This is a genomic window from Aquabacterium sp., assembly GCF_044226965.1.
GTDB lineage: Bacteria > Pseudomonadota > Gammaproteobacteria > Burkholderiales > Burkholderiaceae_C > Pseudaquabacterium.
In genome coordinates this window covers 40,726-56,181 of record NZ_JBGAGA010000024.1, presented here as the reverse complement: position 1 = coordinate 56,181, position 15,456 = coordinate 40,726, and the positions used below count along the sequence as shown (strand labels likewise).

The following is a 15,456-nucleotide window of genomic DNA, read 5'->3' as shown; positions in this document are numbered from 1 at the left end:
ACGCGGCGAACGCCCTCTGAAGCGGCGGCCACCAGCCGGGAGCCAGCGCGCTTGGACGAAATGAGCAGCCTGGCGCCATGGGGCTTTGCCCTCGCGGCGGTCGCCAGCGCGATCTTTGCGTCGTACCTGCTGCGCGTCACTCCCCTGTCGGCGTGGCGTGATGCGGCGTCGGCCACCTTCCTGGCCGCGATCCTGGCTACCGCTGCCTGGGGCGTGTCCGCCGCCCTGGATGCCAGCTCGCCGTGGAAGATCAGCACCGCGATCACGGTGGCGCTGGACATGCTGCGCTACGGACTGTGGCTGGTCTTCCTGCTGCTGCAGCTTCCCGCCGGTGAGCCGGGGGGAGGCCGCTGGCGACCCGGCGTGCTGCGCCTGGTCGTCCTGCTGGTCTGGGGGTCCGCAGCGGTGTGCAGCATTGCCGCCATCTACCGGCCCGACCTGCGGACCGCGGCCGTCACGGCCGGCCTGGGCCTGGGCGTCGTCGGGTTGGTGCTGCTGGAGCAGCTGTTCCGCAACCAGTCCGAGGACGGGCGCTGGAATGCCAAGCCGGTATGCGTGGCCCTGGGCTTCAACTTCGCGTTCGACGTCTACCTGCACACCGAGGCGGTGATGTTCGGGCGGTTCGACCCGGATGCGCTGAGCTTGCGTGGCATGGTCTATGCCGCCACCCTGCCGCTGCTGTTCATCGCCTCGCGCCGCCAGTCGACCTGGATCAGCCGGCTCAAGCTCTCGCGCAGTGCGGCCTTCTACTCGGCCTCGCTGCTGCTGATCGGCGGCTATCTGCTGTTCTTCGCCGCTGTCGGCTACTACGTGCGTTATTTCGGCGGCGATTGGGGCCGCGTGATGCAGCTGGCCCTGCTGATCCTGGCCCTGCTGATGCTGGCCGTCGTGGTGCTGTCCGGCGCGGTGCGCTCGCGCCTGCGGGTCTTTCTCAGCAAGAACTTCTTCACCTATCGCTATGACTACCGTGGCGAGTGGCTGCGCGTGACGGCGATGCTGTCGAGCAAGTCGGCGCCGCAGGATGTCGGTGTGCTGGTGGTGCGCAGCCTCGCGGACCTGGTGGAATGCCCGTCGGGCAGCCTCTGGACGCTGGATCTCGACGGGGCCGCGATGGTGCCGGCCGCGCGCTGGAACGTGCCCGAGATCAGCGAGCGCGAGCCATCGGATTCGCCGTTCTGCAACTTCATGCGCGAGCACCAGTGGATCATCGACATCGACGAGTTCCGCTCGCAGCCGCGCCGCTATGGCGACCTGACGATGCCCTTGTGGCTGGTGACCAGCCCGCATGCCTGGCTCGTGATCCCGCTGCTGGTGGCCGACGAGCTGACCGGCTTCGTCGTGCTGTCCCAGCCGCGCACGCGCGTCGAGCCGAACTGGGAGGTGCGCGACCTGCTGAAGATCGCGGCGCGCCAGGCCGCGGGCTTCCTGGCGCAGATGCAGGCCACCGAGGCGCTGCTCGAGGCACGCAAGTTCGACGCCTTCAATCGCATGTCGGCCTTCGTGGTGCACGACCTGAAGAACATCGTGACCCAGCTCTCGCTGATGGTGAAGAACGCCCGGCGCTTCGGCGGCAACCCGGAGTTCCAGCAGGACATGCTGCTGACGGTCGAGAGCTCGCTCGACAAGATGCGGCAGATGATGCTGCAGCTGCGCGAAGGCGCGAAGCCGGTCGGGGCGACCTCCGGCGTCGAGCTTCAGCCGCTGTTGCAGCGCCTTGTCGACGGGGCAGCGCGCCGCGGTCGTGCCTGCGAGCTGCAGGTGATGGATCCGGTGGCCACGCGCGGCGACGAGGAGCGGCTCGAACGCGTGCTGGGCCACCTTGTGCAGAATGCCCTTGATGCCACGCCCCCTTCGGGTAAGGTCTGGGTCCGTCTCCAGCAGTCGTCCGGTCGGGCGATGATGGTGATCGGCGACACCGGCCGCGGCATGTCGCAGGAGTTCATCCAGACCCGTTTGTTCCGGCCGTTCAACACCACGAAGGAGGGCGGCATGGGGATCGGGGCCTACGAGAGCTTCCAGTACGTCAAGGAGCTGGGCGGCACCATCGATGTCCACAGCGAACCCGGCCGTGGCTCAGAGATCACCGTGCTGCTGCCCCTTCTCGATTCACGGCGGGTCACCGACCTGCAGATGACCAGCGAACAATGAGCGCCGCGAACTCCCAGCCGCTGCTGATCGTCGAGGACGATCTGGCGCTGCAAAAACAGATCAAGTGGTCGCTGGACAAGTTCGATTCGGTGACCGCCTCGGACCGCGAGAGCGCGCTGGCACAGTTCCGGCGCCACAAGCCGGCGGTCGTGACGATGGACCTCGGGCTGCCGCCGGATCCGGATTCCGTTTCCGAGGGATTCGCGCTGTTGCAGCAGATGCTGGAGCTGGACCCGGACGTCAAGGTCATCGTGCTGACGGGTCAGAACGACCAGGCCAACGCGCTGCGTGCCGTGGCACTCGGCGCCTACGACTTCTTTGCCAAGCCTTTCGAGCCTGAACTGCTCGAGCTGACCATCCAGCGCGCCTTCCGCCTGTTCGAGCTGCAGCGCGAGAACCGGCGGCTGCAGGCGCTGCATCAGCCTGATGCGCTGGCCGGCCTGATCACGCGCGACCCGGAAATGCTGCGCATCTGCCGCTTGATCGAGCGCGTGGCGGCGAGCGATGCCACGGTGCTGCTGCTCGGCGAGAGCGGTACCGGCAAGGAGGTGCTGGCGCAGGGCCTGCACCAGGCCTCCAAGCGGCAGGGCCGTTTCGTGGCCATCAACTGCGCGGCGATTCCCGAAGCGCTGCTCGAGAGCGAGCTGTTCGGCTACGAGCGCGGCGCGTTCACCGGTGCGTCGAAAACCACCGTCGGCAAGATCGAAACGGCCAACGGCGGCACGCTGATGCTCGACGAGATCGGCGACCTCCCGCAGCCCCTGCAGGCCAAGCTGCTGCGCTTCCTGCAGGAGCGCAAGATCGAGCGCATCGGCGGCCGGCAGGAAATCGCGATCGACGTGCGCGTGGTCTGCGCCACGCACCAGGACCTGAAGGCGCTGATCGCCGATGGCCGCTTTCGCGAGGACTTGTTCTATCGGCTCGCCGAGATCGTCGTCGACATTCCCCCGCTGCGCTCGCGCCAGGGCGATGCGGTGCTGCTGGCCCACGCGTTCCTCAGGCGTTATTCGCAGGAGCAGCGCCGGGGCCACATGACCTTCACCGACGAGTCACTGCGGGCCATCGAGCGCTCATCCTGGTCGGGCAATGTTCGCCAGCTCCAGAACGCTGTGAAGCGGGCCGTCATCATGGCCGAGGGCAATGTGATCGCCCTTGGCGACATCGGACTGCCGCGCGGCGATGTGGCACAGGGTGCCGAGTCAGACGGTGCCGAGTCGACCGACCTGACCTTGAGCGTGATCCGCGAGGCCGCGGAGCGCCGCGCCGTGCTGGCGGCGCTGGCGCGCACCGACGGCAACATCCTGAAGGCGGCCGAACTGCTGGGCGTGAGCCGGCCGACGCTGTACGACCTGATGCACCGGCTGTCGATCAAGTAGCCCCGCGCGGCGCGGCTCAGATCGACTTCAGCAGCGTTTCCACCTCGCCCTGGCCGCCGAATTTGTCGCCCAGTTTGGCGAGCTTCTCGAGTTCGGCGCGTGCTGCGGTCTTGTCGCCCGACTTCAGCAGGCTCTTCGCCAGGTTCAAGCGATAGCCCGGCACGTTGGGCGCGGCGTCGACCGCCTTGCGTTGCCACTCGATCGCCTGCGACAGCTTGTTCTCCTGCAGCAGCGCACTGGCCAGCGTGTCCATCACGGCAGGGCGATTCGGTGTCAGCTGGTTGGCGCGCGCCGCGAACTCCGCGGCGCCGGGCTTGCCCTGCTGCAGCAGCAGCCACGCCAGGTTGTTCAGCGCCGAGGCGTCGTCGGCGCGCAGACCCACCACGGCGCGGTAGTGCTTCTCGGCCGCCGCATAGTCGCGTTTCTCGATCGCGACGGCCCCCAAGCTGGCGAGGAAGGTCGCGTCCTGCGGCTGTTGCTTCAGCCAGTCAGCCGCAAATCGCTCAGCTTCGACCGTCTGTCCGGCCATCAGCTGCAGCGTGTAGACCTTCAACGCGATATCCGTGATGCGTTGGCGCTCCAGCGCCGCCTTCGCAGCAGCCAGTGCGGGCTGCCACTTCTGCTGCTTGGCCAGCACCTCGCTCTCGAACAGGTATCCGGCGGGGGCCTTGGGATGCTGCTTCTGCACGGTGCGCGCGATGTCCAGTGCCTGGTCCATGCGCTTGTCGGCCAGCGCCAGGGCCAGCAGCCGGCGATGGGCCTCGAGCAGCCCGGGGTAGATCTCCAGGGCCTTGTACAGCGTACGGGTGGCCGCGGGCGTGTCTTTCGCGCTGACATAGGCATCGGCCAGCGCCAGCAGCGTCTGCGTCGACTTCGGCTGAGCCGCGACCAGGCGCCCGTAGGTCGAGATGGCCTGCTGCGTGTCCCCATTGGCCAGTTCTGCCCGGCCCAGAGCAGACAGCGCGATCGGGTTGTCGCGCAACGCGGCGACCGCCTCCTGGGCGACCGTCACGGCGGCCTTGCTGTTGCCTTGCGCCAGCAGATGGTCGACCAGCAGCACGCGCGGTGCCAGTTCGGTGGCGTTCTGCCGGATGGCGTTCTGCAGCATCGCCTCGATCTCGGCGGGAGGAGCGCCGGTGCGCGTGCGCAGGGTCACCAGCGACACCAGGGCCCGCATGTTCTGCGGCTCGCGTGCCAGGACGTCCTCAAAGCGCTTGCGAGCCTGATCGGGCTTGTTCTCGACGAGGTCGATGTTGGCCAGGTCGGCCACGGCCGGAAAGAATGCCGGGTCGACCGACAGTGCCTTTTCGAAGGCCGCGCGCGCCCCGGCCCAGTCCTTGCGCTGCATCAGGATGCGACCACGCAGGTGATAGGCCGAGGGCCGATTCGGCACCTTGGCCTGCAGCTTGTCGACGGCCTGCAAGGCCGCGTCGAGTTCGTTGCGGCGCAGGCGCGCGCCGATGAGCGCGAGGTCGGCAAACGTGGTCGGGTCGTGGGCCGCCACCGTTTCGAGCTGGGCAAACCCGTTGCTGTAGTTGCCCTTGGCGATCTGCGTCAGCGCCAGGGCGGTCTGCACCTTGGAATCCGACGGATTGGCCTTGGCGGCCTCGGCGAACAAGGCCTCGGCCTTGAGCGGCTCGCCCAGCAGCAGGTTCGATTCGGCTGCCAGCGCCAGCGCCTCGGCCGGCGGATGAGCCTGCTCCAGCAGCGGACGCAGGGTGGTCAGGGCTCGGTCGGGCTGCCCGCTGCGGTTGTAGGTTTCGGCCAGCAGGCGGCGGGCAAACAGCAGCCCGGGGGCCAGCTGCAGGGCCTTGGCCAGGTGGGTCTCTGCCAACGCGGGCGAGCCGCCCGCAGCCTCGATGGCGCCGGCCAGCTGCAGCAGGCGCGGGCTGTCGGGGCCCACCCGCAGCAGCTGCTGCGAGATTTCGCGGGCACGCTTGTAGTCCTCCTCGGCCAGGGCCACCTGCGCCTCGTAAAAGCGCGTCTCGGCGTGGTCTGGCAGGGCCTTCTTCAACTCGGCGAACTGCGACTTGAAGCCGTTGACGTCGCGCCGCTGCAAATAGATGGCCAGGATGGCGGCGTGCGCCGGCAGGTACTTGGGATCGACCGCCAGCGTTTGCCGGAACGACTGGATCGCGCCTTCCCAGTCAGCCTTGCCGCTCCACAGTAATTCGCCTTGGAACTGGAGCGCCTCCCGATTCTTCGCGTCATCGGCGATGACGCCGCGAACGAGCTTCAGGGCGCCATCGAAGTCCTTGCGCTGTGCGGCAGCGCGCGCGTCCAGCAGGCGCGCCGTGGTGTTCCCGGGATCCAGCTGCAGGGCGGTCTTGACGGACGCCTGGCTCGGCTCGCGCATGCCCTGGGCGGCATAGGCCGTCGCCAGTGCGACATTCAGCTCGGCGGCCGCTCGAGGGTCTGTCAACTTGGTAGTGCCATACAGCTCGACCGCCTTCTTCGCCTGGCCGGTGGCGACCATCGACTTCACCAGGGACGGCAAGAGCGCATTCGGATCGTGCTTGAGTTCTGCGGCGCGGGCCAGCTCTTGCGCCGCGCCCGCATAGTCGCCCGACTTCAGCAGGGTATCGCCCAGGAGAAAGCGCGCCTCGGCTGACTTCGGGTCCTGCTGCAGCGCATTCTTCAACTGCACGATCGCCGTTCGGCGGTCGTTCTTCGCCAGCGCCGCTTTGGCCGCCGCGATCTGCTGATCCTTCGTTTCACTTGGGCCGCAGCCCGTGGCGAGGGTGAGCAGCACACTGGCGCTGATGGCGGCGGCGAGGCGCCAATGAGGGTTGTGCAAGATGCGAATTTCCTATTGACGACTTCCGGAGGCCGGCAAGCCTGCCGCATTCTGACCCATGCGGTGCCAAGCCCGGCGGACTTGCGGTCCGTCTGAAAGAAGGCTGAAGGCGGATCTTCCCCAGCCTGTTCGAGCAGGTCAACGTCGGGTGTCGAGGTTCCGCGGGCAGTCGTGCATTCCTCGCACATCGACCGACAGCCGGGCCACGGACGAACCGCGATGATCGGTGTCGGAGGTTTTTACAGATGCCGGGACCCATGCGCGGTGTGCCCAGATGAATCATCCTGCGACCTGGAAATTTTCATTGCAAAACAATGGCTTAGAGCTTCCTTGGGCCCGTATCCGATTGTTGGCACGGATGGTGCTATCCCAGTGTCAGGTCAGGGCAAGGTCTGACAAAGACCGGTAGCCTCACCACTTAGCAACAGGAGCCCCACATGTCCATTTCTCTGTTCAAGCGTCTCTCGGTGGTGGCCGGGATCGGCCTGCTGGGTGCATCCAGCGCCGTCCTCGCCGCGCCCACCTGCCCGGAAACGAACGATCCGTCGGCGGATTACAAGTGCGTCTTCCTCAACACCGGCGTGAACAAGTACGGCGCCGGCACCAACACGGGCGCGTTCTACGAGCTCGGCATCACCGGTACGCTGGCGACCTCGCTGTACTACCTGAACGGCCAGGGCCAGATCGGCAACGGCTCGGCGGTTGTCGACACGAATCGCCAGAGCGTCATCAACGCGGCGGGCTTCGTTGGCAACACCAACTACACCACCCTCGGCGCCACGACGACCAACATCAACGACACGGCGAGCACGCAGCAGAAGAACATCGATTCGCTGAATGCGCTGGGCGGTCCGGTGGGCAACCAGGGTCTGAACCTCGACTTCGGTCTGGGCAACGCGCTGAGCGGCTACGAACTCACCTACGACTACCAGTTCAACGGCGTCCTCGGCCCGGCCGGCCCGAGCTTCACCAGCGGCGACTTGGCGCTCTACTACAGGGACCTCCAGACCGGCGCTTCGCAGCAGGTGCTGCGCGTGAACATCAATGGTTCCGCACTGAACGCCGCGAACCTCGATCTGCTGGGCTCGATCAGCTTCGACTTCGACAACAACGGTACCAACGACTGCACGACGGCGTTCTGCCAGAACTTCTGGAACTTCCAGTCGGGCCCGCAGAACTGGTACTCGCTGGCGCAGCAAAACGTGGCGATCTCGTTCCATCTGGACACCAACGTGAATCCGCCCGTTCCGACCGCTGACCAGCTGGCGATCGGTGGCACCCCTGGCGTGTTCGCGCGTCAGACGACGCTCGACTCGAGCGTGCGCTTCAACGTGCCGGAGCCGGGCTCGCTGGCGCTGGTCGGTCTGGCGCTCGTCGGTCTGGCTGGTGGCACGCTGCGCCGCTCGCGCAAGGCCTGAAGCTTCCGATAGCGTTTCCCTCGAGCCCCTGCGGTGAAAGCCGCAGGGGCTTTTTGTTTCCTGGCCCGGTTCTCGGTGGTCCGGGCCTGGACTGATCGATACACTGCCGGCCATGTTCGAGTACGGCGATGCCTTCTCACGCAACATCGGCTGGCTGACCACTGCAGAGCAGCAGCGGATACGGAGCGCCCGCATTGCCATTGCCGGCATGGGCGGCGTCGGGGGGGCGCACCTCGTCACCTTGGCGCGGCTTGGCGTCGGTCGATTCGTGATCGCCGATTTCGATGAGTTCTCGGTCCACAACTTCAATCGGCAAGCGGGTGCGTTCCTGTCCACCGTGGGCAAACCCAAGGTGCAGGTGATGGAGCGAGTGGCCCTGGACATCAATCCCGAAGCCGAGATTCGGCGCCTGGATGACGGGGTCACGGCGCAGAACCTCGACCGGTTCCTGGACGGCGTGGATGTCTATGTCGATGGCATCGACTTCTTCGCGATCGAGGCCCGCCGCATGGTGTTCGAGGCCTGCCACCAGCGGGGCATTCCGACGCTGACGGCCGCGCCGCTGGGCATTGGTGCAGCACTGCTGTATTTCGACCCGCGCGGCATGAGCTTCGAGCGCTATTTCCAGCTGGAAGGCCGGGATCGCAATGAGCAGTTTGCGCGCTTCATTGCCGGGCTCTCCCCGGCCATGCTTCAGCGCAGCTATCTGGCGCAGCCGTCGGCAGTGAACTTCGCAGAGCGGCGTGGCCCCTCCACGGTGATGGCTTGTGACCTGTGTGCGGGCCTCATGGGCACCTCGGTGTTGAAGCTGCTGCTCGGGCGCGGTCCGCTGCGCGCAGCCCCGTGGGCGTTGCAGTTCGATGCCTACCGCCAGCAGTTGAAATGGACCTGGCGCCCCGGCGGGAATGCCAACCCGCTGCAATGGCTGCTCCTGAAATTGATTCGGCCGCGCCTGAACCTGGGCGCTTGAGGACTGCTGCTGGAGCGAGGCAATGGAACAACCCGTGGCGCTGCTGGACGGCGTCGAAAAGTCCTACCAGATGGATGACGTGCAGGTGCCCGTGCTGCGCAAGGTGGACCTGGTCATCAGGCCCGGCCTTTTCACGGTCCTGCTCGGTCCTTCCGGGAGCGGCAAGACGACGCTGCTCAACCTGCTGGGCTGCATCGACCGGCCCGACAAGGGCGATATTCAGGTCGCGGGCCAGGCCATTGACCGCCTGTCCGATGACGAGCTGTCGGACTTTCGTGGCAGCCACATTGGCTTCGTGTTCCAGAACTTCAACCTGGTGCCGGTGTTGACGGCGGCCGAGAACGTCGAATACCCGCTCGTCCTGGCCGGCATGGAGCCGGAGCGCCGGCGACGCAGAGTACGGCGGCTGCTCGACGCCGTGGGCCTGGCCGACCGCGCCAACAATCGTCCGGGGCAGCTTTCAGGCGGGCAGCGGCAGCGCGTGGCCATCGCGCGGGCGCTGGCCCGCAAACCCCGGCTGGTGCTGGCTGATGAGCCGACGGCCAACCTGGACAGCCAGACCGGCGCGGCGATCCTTGCCCTGATGCGCCAGATGCAGGAAGCCTTCAACATCTCCTTCGTGTTCTCTTCGCACGACCACAACCTGATCAATGCCGCCGACGACCTGATCATCCTGCGCGATGGCGTCATCCAGTCGATCAAGCGCAAGCCATCCGGTGCTGCGGCGTCGGTCGCAGAGGACGCAGGGAACACGCTGTCATGAGCACCAGTCGATGGCGATGGCCCACGCGCGAGGCGTTCGCGCGGTTCTGGGGCGACCTGCAGCTCGCGGCCCGCAATCTGCTGCGCAACCGGCGGCGTTCCGCGTCCACGCTGTTTGCGCTGGCCATCGGGCTGACGGCCATCCTGCTGTTTGGCGGCTTCAAGGCCAACATCCGCTACAGCATGATCACGACCCATGTGCGCGCCGGCGGCCATCTGCAGGTGCAGCATCGGGACTTCTATTTGTATGGCACCGGAAATCCCAGCGTCTACGGGATCCCGCGCTACGCCGAGCTGGTGGAAGCGATCAAGCGTGATCCACAGCTGGCGCCGATGGTGGCGGTGGTGACGCCGCGCCTTCAATTGGGCGGCGTCGCCGGCAACTTCGATGCGGGCGTCTCGTCGACAGTCTTGGGGGTCGCCTACGTGCCGGAAGACGTGAATCGCATGCGGGCCTGGAACGAGTTCTCGGTCACGCTGGCCGATCACCCGTTTCGCCTGGAAGGCGCGGCGAGCGATGCCGCCGTCATCGGGCTGGGTGTTGCCAGGGTGCTGCAACTGTGCGGGCGCCTGCAGGTGGCGAACTGCCCGCAACCGCAATCGGCAGAACCGGCCCCGACGGGCCCCGCCAAGGCGGTGCCTTCGGACATTGCCGCTCTCGCAGGCCTGGGTGCGCCGGCGTCCTCCGGCGCCGGACCCGCTGGCGCAGCGCGTATCGAGCTGCTCTCCAGCAGTGGCCGAGGCGCTCCGAACGTCGCAGCCTTGAGCGTCGTGGCGGCCGAGGATCAAGGCATCAAGGAACTCGACGAGGTGACGGTCATCCTGCAACTGCCCTTTGCACAGAGGCTGGTGTACGGGCGCAATGAACCGCGGGTCACCGCGATCATGGTGCAGCTGAAGCAGACCGCCGACATGGAGGCCGCCCAGCGCCGGCTGGAAACGCTGTTGAGCGAGCGCCCGAGCGGTGGCCCCCCGCTGGCGGTGCGGACCTTCCAGGAACTGAACCCGTTCTACGGTCAGGCCGTGCGACTGTTCGACGTGATCTTCGGCTTCATCTTCGCGCTGATCGGCGGCATCGTTCTCTTCACCGTGAGCAACACGATGAATGCCGCCGTCGTCGAACGCACGGTCGAGATCGGAACCTTGCGGGCGATCGGATTGCGCCGTGGCAGCCTGCAACGACTGTTCGTGCTGGAAGGCTGCCTGATCGGCTTCTGCGGCGCCGTCACGGGCATCGTTGCGGGGCTGGCGATTGGCTGGCTCGTGAATCACGCGGGCATCACCTGGCAGCCGCCGGCCAGTTCAGACGTCATTCCGCTGCACCTCAAGATCGCGGGCGAGAACTTGACGCTGTTCGGAACGGCTTTCGGCCTGATGATCGTGGCCATGGTGTCCGCCTGGTGGCCCTCGTACCGCGCCGCGCGGCTCAATGTGGTGGAGGCGCTCCGACATGCTTGACCTGTTCACCCGTCTCGGTCGTGCGGCCGCCGTGCTGGCGGCCGGGGCGTTCGCCTCGGCGGCGTTTGCGGCCACCGATCCACGGGCCGTGCTGGCCGCCAGCGATGCCATTCGCAATCCCGCACGGCCGTTCCGCGTCGTCGTCACGATGACCGAGTTCGAGAAGGGCCAGCAGGTCAACACCAGCACCCTGGTGAGCCATGCCCGCACCCTCGAGAAGGGCGGGCAGTTCGCGAGCGTGCTGCGCTTCACCCAGCCGGCACGGGATGCCGGCAAGGTGCTGCTCAAGAACGGCAGCGACCTGTGGTTCTACGATCCCGGCACGAAGTCGGCTGTTCGCATATCGCCGCAGCAGCGCCTCATCGGGCAGGCATCGAATGGCGATGTCGTGACGGTCAACTTCGAGCGCGACTACACCCCCGTGATCGAGGCCGAGGAGAGCATCGTCGATGGCGAGCGCAAGCAGCGTCGGTCGAAGCGCCTGAAGCTCACCGCCGCCAACGACGATGCGAGCTATGCCAGCATCGAATTGTGGGTGGACGCCGACACGTCGGCCCCGCTGAAGGCGAAGTTCTACGCCGATTCGGGGCGGCTGCTGAAGACCGCGTACTATCGCAAGTATCAGCAGCAGCTCGGCGCCGAGCGTCCCACGGAAACCGTGATCGTGGATGGGCTCGATCCTCAATCGATCACCGTCGTCCGGCTCACGGATTTCTCGGCACGCGACATCCCCGTCCAATGGTTCCAGCGCGACTACCTGCCCCGTTTCACCGCGGAATGAGTACCGAACCGTTCTTCAGAAGGCGAGGCCGCTGGATGCTGGCCGGCGCGATGCTCGTTTGCGCTGGGGTGGCCCAGGCGGCAGACGACGAACTGCCCAGCCTTCCCGATCCCAGTCCCGCCCCGGCTCCCAGCGCAGCCCCGGCCGCCTTGCGCCTGCTAGTCGAGGGCGCTGCCGGCAGCGTCGACGTCCGCGGAGACGGTCAGCAGGACTTGCGCCGGGCCGCAGTGGACCTGCGCTATGAACGAAACTGGGGCGCGTGGCGCTTTGCCTTCTCGGATCGGCTGGACGACTTTCATCCCGTGCCGGCCGGTGAGCGCTCCACGCGCAACAGCCTGCGCGAACTTCGCGCCGGGTGGAGCGGTGAGTCGATCACCGTCGAGGCCGGCCGCGTGAACCTTCGCAACGGGCCCGCGTTCGGGTACAACCCCACGGACTACTTCCGTGAATCGGCATTGCGCACGGTCACGACGGCCGACCCGGTGGCCTTGCGCGAGAACCGGCTGGGCACCGTGATGCTGACCGCCACCGTGCTTGGCAGCAGCGGCAGCGCCTCCCTCGCGCTGGCGCCGGAGATTCGGCAGACGCGCAGCGATGCGCCGATGTCGCCGGATTGGGGGCGTACCAATCACACCGACCGCGCGCTGCTCACCTTCTCTAGCGCCGCGTCGCAGCGCTTGAACGGCCAGTTGCTGGTGTTGGGGGAGCGCGGCCGGGGGACCCAGGTTGGCGTCAATGCAACGGCCCTGGTCAGTGATGCGCTGGTCGCCTATGGTGAGGCCAGCACCGGCCGAGGTCCCGATCTGCTGCAGCAGTCCCTGGGCCAGACCGGTCCGCAGCGCCGCTTGCAGCGGGCCAGCGTCGGATTCACCTACACCTTTCCGGCTCGCCTCTCGCTCACGCTCGAGGGCGAGTACAACGGCGCCGGCCTGGACCGGGCGCAGTGGACGCTGCTGAAAGGCGGCGGACCCGGCGCCTATGCCCGATTTGTCGATCTGACGCAGTCCAGCCTCGAGATCGGCTCGCGGCGCGCGTGGATTGCGCACCTGGCCCAGAAGGACGCCGGCATCAAGAATCTCGATGTGAGTGCCTTCGTTCGCGGCAACGCCGTCGACCACAGCAGGCTCATCTGGGCCGAAGCCCGGTACCACTGGAACAAGTTCGACGCCGCCTTGCAGTGGCAGCGCTTTTCCGGGCGCCAGGACAGCGAGTTCGGCGCCTATCCCTACCGGCAGGTGGTCCAGGTCATCGGCGTCTGGTACTTTTGACCGCGGTCAACCCGGCTGCGCAAGAGCGACCGCCGGCCCAGCGTTAAATTTTGCTTGCGACCCCGTGCTGCCCTGCAGCAGCGGGCCGCAAGCATGTGACTCGCTGTGTCATGATCCCAGAACTCATGCCGCTTAGCCGGCGACTTTGCCGCGCCGGGCTTGCGAATCTGTCTCGCTCCGGTGGCGCCCGAATGTGACTTCATCCCAGTCGGTAAGGGGGAGATATGCTGACTCGATCCATTGCAGGCCTGACCCGGCAACTGAGCCTGATGTGCGTGGCGGGCCTCTTGTTGCTGCTGGGCGCCTGCGCTTCGCAGAACTTCCCGCCGGCTCCGGCCAAGGCCGATGTCAACGACTACAACTATGTGATCGGCGCGGGTGACAGTGTCAGCATCAACGTCTGGCGCAACCCGGAGTTGTCGATGGCCGTGCCCGTTCGGCCCGACGGCAAGATAGCCGCGCCGCTGATCGACGAGATCGTCGCGCAGGGGAAGACGCCGGTGCAACTGGCTCGCGACGTCGAGAAGACGCTGTCGAAGTACGTGCGCGATCCCATCGTCACCGTCATCGTGACCGGATTCACCGGCCCGTACAGCGAGCAGATCCGCGTTGTCGGCGAGGCTGCCAAGCCGCAGGTCCTGGCCTTCAAGCAGAACATGACGGTGCTGGACGTGATGATCGCGGTCGGCGGCCTGACCGACTTTGCCAATGGCAACGGGGCCACCATCGTGCGCGCTTCGGAAGGCAACAAGCAGTACTCGATTCGGCTGCGTGACCTGCTCAAGCGCGGTGATGTCTCGGCCAATGTCGAAATGAAGCCGGGTGACATCCTGATCATTCCGCAGAGCCTGTTCTGAGGCCGCGGCCCGGCCTGAATCGACCCCATCGCGAGCTGTCATGGAAGAACTGATTGCGCAGCTGACCACCATCCTGCGAAGGATGTGGAAGTTCCGTTGGCCCGCGCTGCTGGCCGCATGGATCGTGAGCCTGGCGGGGGCTGTCGTCGTCTACAAGATCCCCGACCAGTACGAGGCCAGCGCGCGCATCTATGTCGACACGCAGTCGATCCTGAAGCCCCTGATGTCGGGCCTCACGGTGCAGCCGAATGTCGAGCAGCAGGTGGGCATGTTGAGCCGCACGCTGATCAGCCGGCCGAATGTCGAGAAGCTGGTGCGCATGGCCGACCTCGACCTGAAGAACACGAACAAGGCTGACCAGGAGGCCTTGATCGAGCGCCTGATGAAGACGCTGGAGGTGCGCAGCACCGGACGCGACAACCTGTACACGCTGAGCTTCCGCGATTCCGACCGCGAAAAGGCCAAACGCGTGATCCAGTCGCTGGTGTCGATCTTCGTCGAGTCCAGCCTGGGCGCCACGCGCAAGGACACCGATTCGGCCAAGGTTTTCCTGAACGAGCAGATCAAGAGCTACGAGGCCAAGCTCGAGGAGGCCGAGACGCGGCTGAAGGAATTCCGCCTGCGCAACCTGGACACGCAGTCGGCCGACGGGCGCGATTCCGCGGCGCGGCTGGGCGAGATCAGCAGGCAGCTCGAGCAGGCCCGGCTTGAGCTGCGCGAAGCCGAGAACGCGCGCGACGCGGCCCGGCAGCAGCTGAACGCCGAGAAGCAGAGCGGCTCCAGCGTGACGCAGAGCCTGCTGCAGGAATCGGCGGTCAGCATCTCGACGCCCGAGATCGACGCGCGCATCAACGAGCAGAAGCGCAACCTGGACGCCCTGCTGCAGCGCTACACCGACCAGCACCCCGACATCGTCAGCACCCGGCGCCTGATCAAGGACCTCGAGGACCAGAAGAAGAAGGAAGTCGCCGAGCAGCGCAAGCTGATGCTCAGCGCGCCCGGCGCCACGAAGTCGAGCGAAGGCGGCTTGGCCGCACAGGAGCTCAACCGCCTGCTGGCCAGCTCCGAAGTGCAGGTGGCATCGCTGAAGGCGCGCGTGGCCGAGTATTCATCGCGCTATGCCCAGGCGCGTGCGTCCCTCAAGACGGCGCCCCAGATCGAGGCCGAAGCCGCACAGCTCAACCGCGACTACGCGATCATCAAGAAGAACTACGAGGATCTGGTCTCGCGCCGGCAGTCGGCCGTGATGTCCGGCGACCTGGACGTGGCCTCCGGTGTCGCCGACTTCCGCCTGATCGATCCGCCGCGGGTCACCCCGCAGCCAGTGTCGCCGAACCGGTTCATCCTGTACCCGCTGGCCTTGTTGGCTGCCATTGGCGTGGGGGTGTTCGTTGCCTTTGCCGCCAGCCAGCTCAGGCCTGTCTACGACGCAGCCTATGAACTGCGCGCGAAGACCGGCTTGCCCGTGCTGGGAGTGGTTTCGCTGGTGCTGAGCGACGACGACGACCGGCGCAGGCGCATGGACCGCCTGCGCTTTCTGGCGGGCTCGGGCAGCCTGGTCGGCCTTTTCGGCCTGGGCATGGTCGTGTTGACCGTCTTGATGAACCGGCAGGTGGGTTAG

At 66.5% G+C, this 15,456-nt stretch carries 11 protein-coding genes; 10 read left to right on the top strand and 1 reads right to left on the bottom strand.

Annotated elements, in window-relative coordinates:
* Positions 1-60: 60 nt before the first annotated feature.
* Both prsK and prsR read left to right on the top strand, forming a co-directional pair.
* Positions 61-2,148 carry an XrtA/PEP-CTERM system histidine kinase PrsK gene (prsK, locus tag ACILR4_RS13055; RefSeq protein WP_395701315.1) on the top strand — a complete coding sequence of 696 codons (2,088 nt, stop codon included), beginning with the start codon at positions 61-63 and terminating at the stop codon, positions 2,146-2,148.
* Positions 2,145-3,524 (top strand): PEP-CTERM-box response regulator transcription factor, encoded by a 1,380-nt coding sequence (gene prsR, locus ACILR4_RS13050; RefSeq protein WP_395701295.1) that lies wholly within the window; start codon positions 2,145-2,147, stop codon positions 3,522-3,524. Before prsK ends, prsR begins: the two co-directional genes overlap by 4 nt.
* A gap of 16 nt (positions 3,525-3,540) precedes the next feature.
* Here prsR and prsT read toward each other — a convergent pair whose 3' ends face one another.
* Positions 3,541-6,321: an XrtA/PEP-CTERM system TPR-repeat protein PrsT gene (gene prsT, locus ACILR4_RS13045; RefSeq protein WP_395701294.1), complete on the bottom strand. Its 2,781-nt coding sequence runs from the start codon at positions 6,319-6,321 to the stop codon at positions 3,541-3,543.
* A 437-nt stretch (positions 6,322-6,758) separates the two neighbouring features.
* Between prsT and ACILR4_RS13040 the strand changes: the two genes are divergently transcribed.
* The 8 genes from ACILR4_RS13040 (at position 6,759) to ACILR4_RS13005 (ending at position 15,456) form a co-directional block, all read left to right on the top strand.
* Positions 6,759-7,739 (top strand): PEP-CTERM sorting domain-containing protein, encoded by a 981-nt coding sequence (locus ACILR4_RS13040; protein WP_395701293.1) that lies wholly within the window; start codon positions 6,759-6,761, stop codon positions 7,737-7,739.
* 112 nt (positions 7,740-7,851) lie between these two features.
* Complete coding sequence (locus ACILR4_RS13035) at positions 7,852-8,709, top strand: ThiF family adenylyltransferase (RefSeq protein ID WP_395701292.1); 858 nt, start codon at positions 7,852-7,854, stop codon at positions 8,707-8,709.
* A gap of 22 nt (positions 8,710-8,731) precedes the next feature.
* Positions 8,732-9,472: an ABC transporter ATP-binding protein gene (locus ACILR4_RS13030; protein WP_395701291.1), complete on the top strand. Its 741-nt coding sequence runs from the start codon at positions 8,732-8,734 to the stop codon at positions 9,470-9,472.
* On the top strand, positions 9,469-10,929 hold the full coding sequence (locus ACILR4_RS13025) for an ABC transporter permease (protein ID WP_395701290.1): 1,461 nt from the start codon (positions 9,469-9,471) through the stop codon (positions 10,927-10,929). Before ACILR4_RS13030 ends, ACILR4_RS13025 begins: the two co-directional genes overlap by 4 nt.
* The gene (locus tag ACILR4_RS13020) at positions 10,922-11,710 is read left to right on the top strand and encodes an outer membrane lipoprotein-sorting protein (protein ID WP_395701289.1); all 789 of its coding nucleotides are present in this window, start codon (positions 10,922-10,924) and stop codon (positions 11,708-11,710) included. The genes ACILR4_RS13025 and ACILR4_RS13020 overlap by 8 nt, the downstream gene beginning before the upstream one ends.
* On the top strand, positions 11,707-12,978 hold the full coding sequence (locus tag ACILR4_RS13015; protein WP_395701288.1) for a hypothetical protein: 1,272 nt from the start codon (positions 11,707-11,709) through the stop codon (positions 12,976-12,978). The genes ACILR4_RS13020 and ACILR4_RS13015 overlap by 4 nt, the downstream gene beginning before the upstream one ends.
* A 269-nt stretch (positions 12,979-13,247) precedes the next feature.
* Positions 13,248-13,835 carry an XrtA/PEP-CTERM system exopolysaccharide export protein gene (locus tag ACILR4_RS13010; RefSeq protein ID WP_395701287.1) on the top strand — a complete coding sequence of 196 codons (588 nt, stop codon included), beginning with the start codon at positions 13,248-13,250 and terminating at the stop codon, positions 13,833-13,835.
* A gap of 40 nt (positions 13,836-13,875) precedes the next feature.
* On the top strand, positions 13,876-15,456 hold the full coding sequence (locus ACILR4_RS13005) for an XrtA system polysaccharide chain length determinant (RefSeq protein ID WP_395701286.1): 1,581 nt from the start codon (positions 13,876-13,878) through the stop codon (positions 15,454-15,456).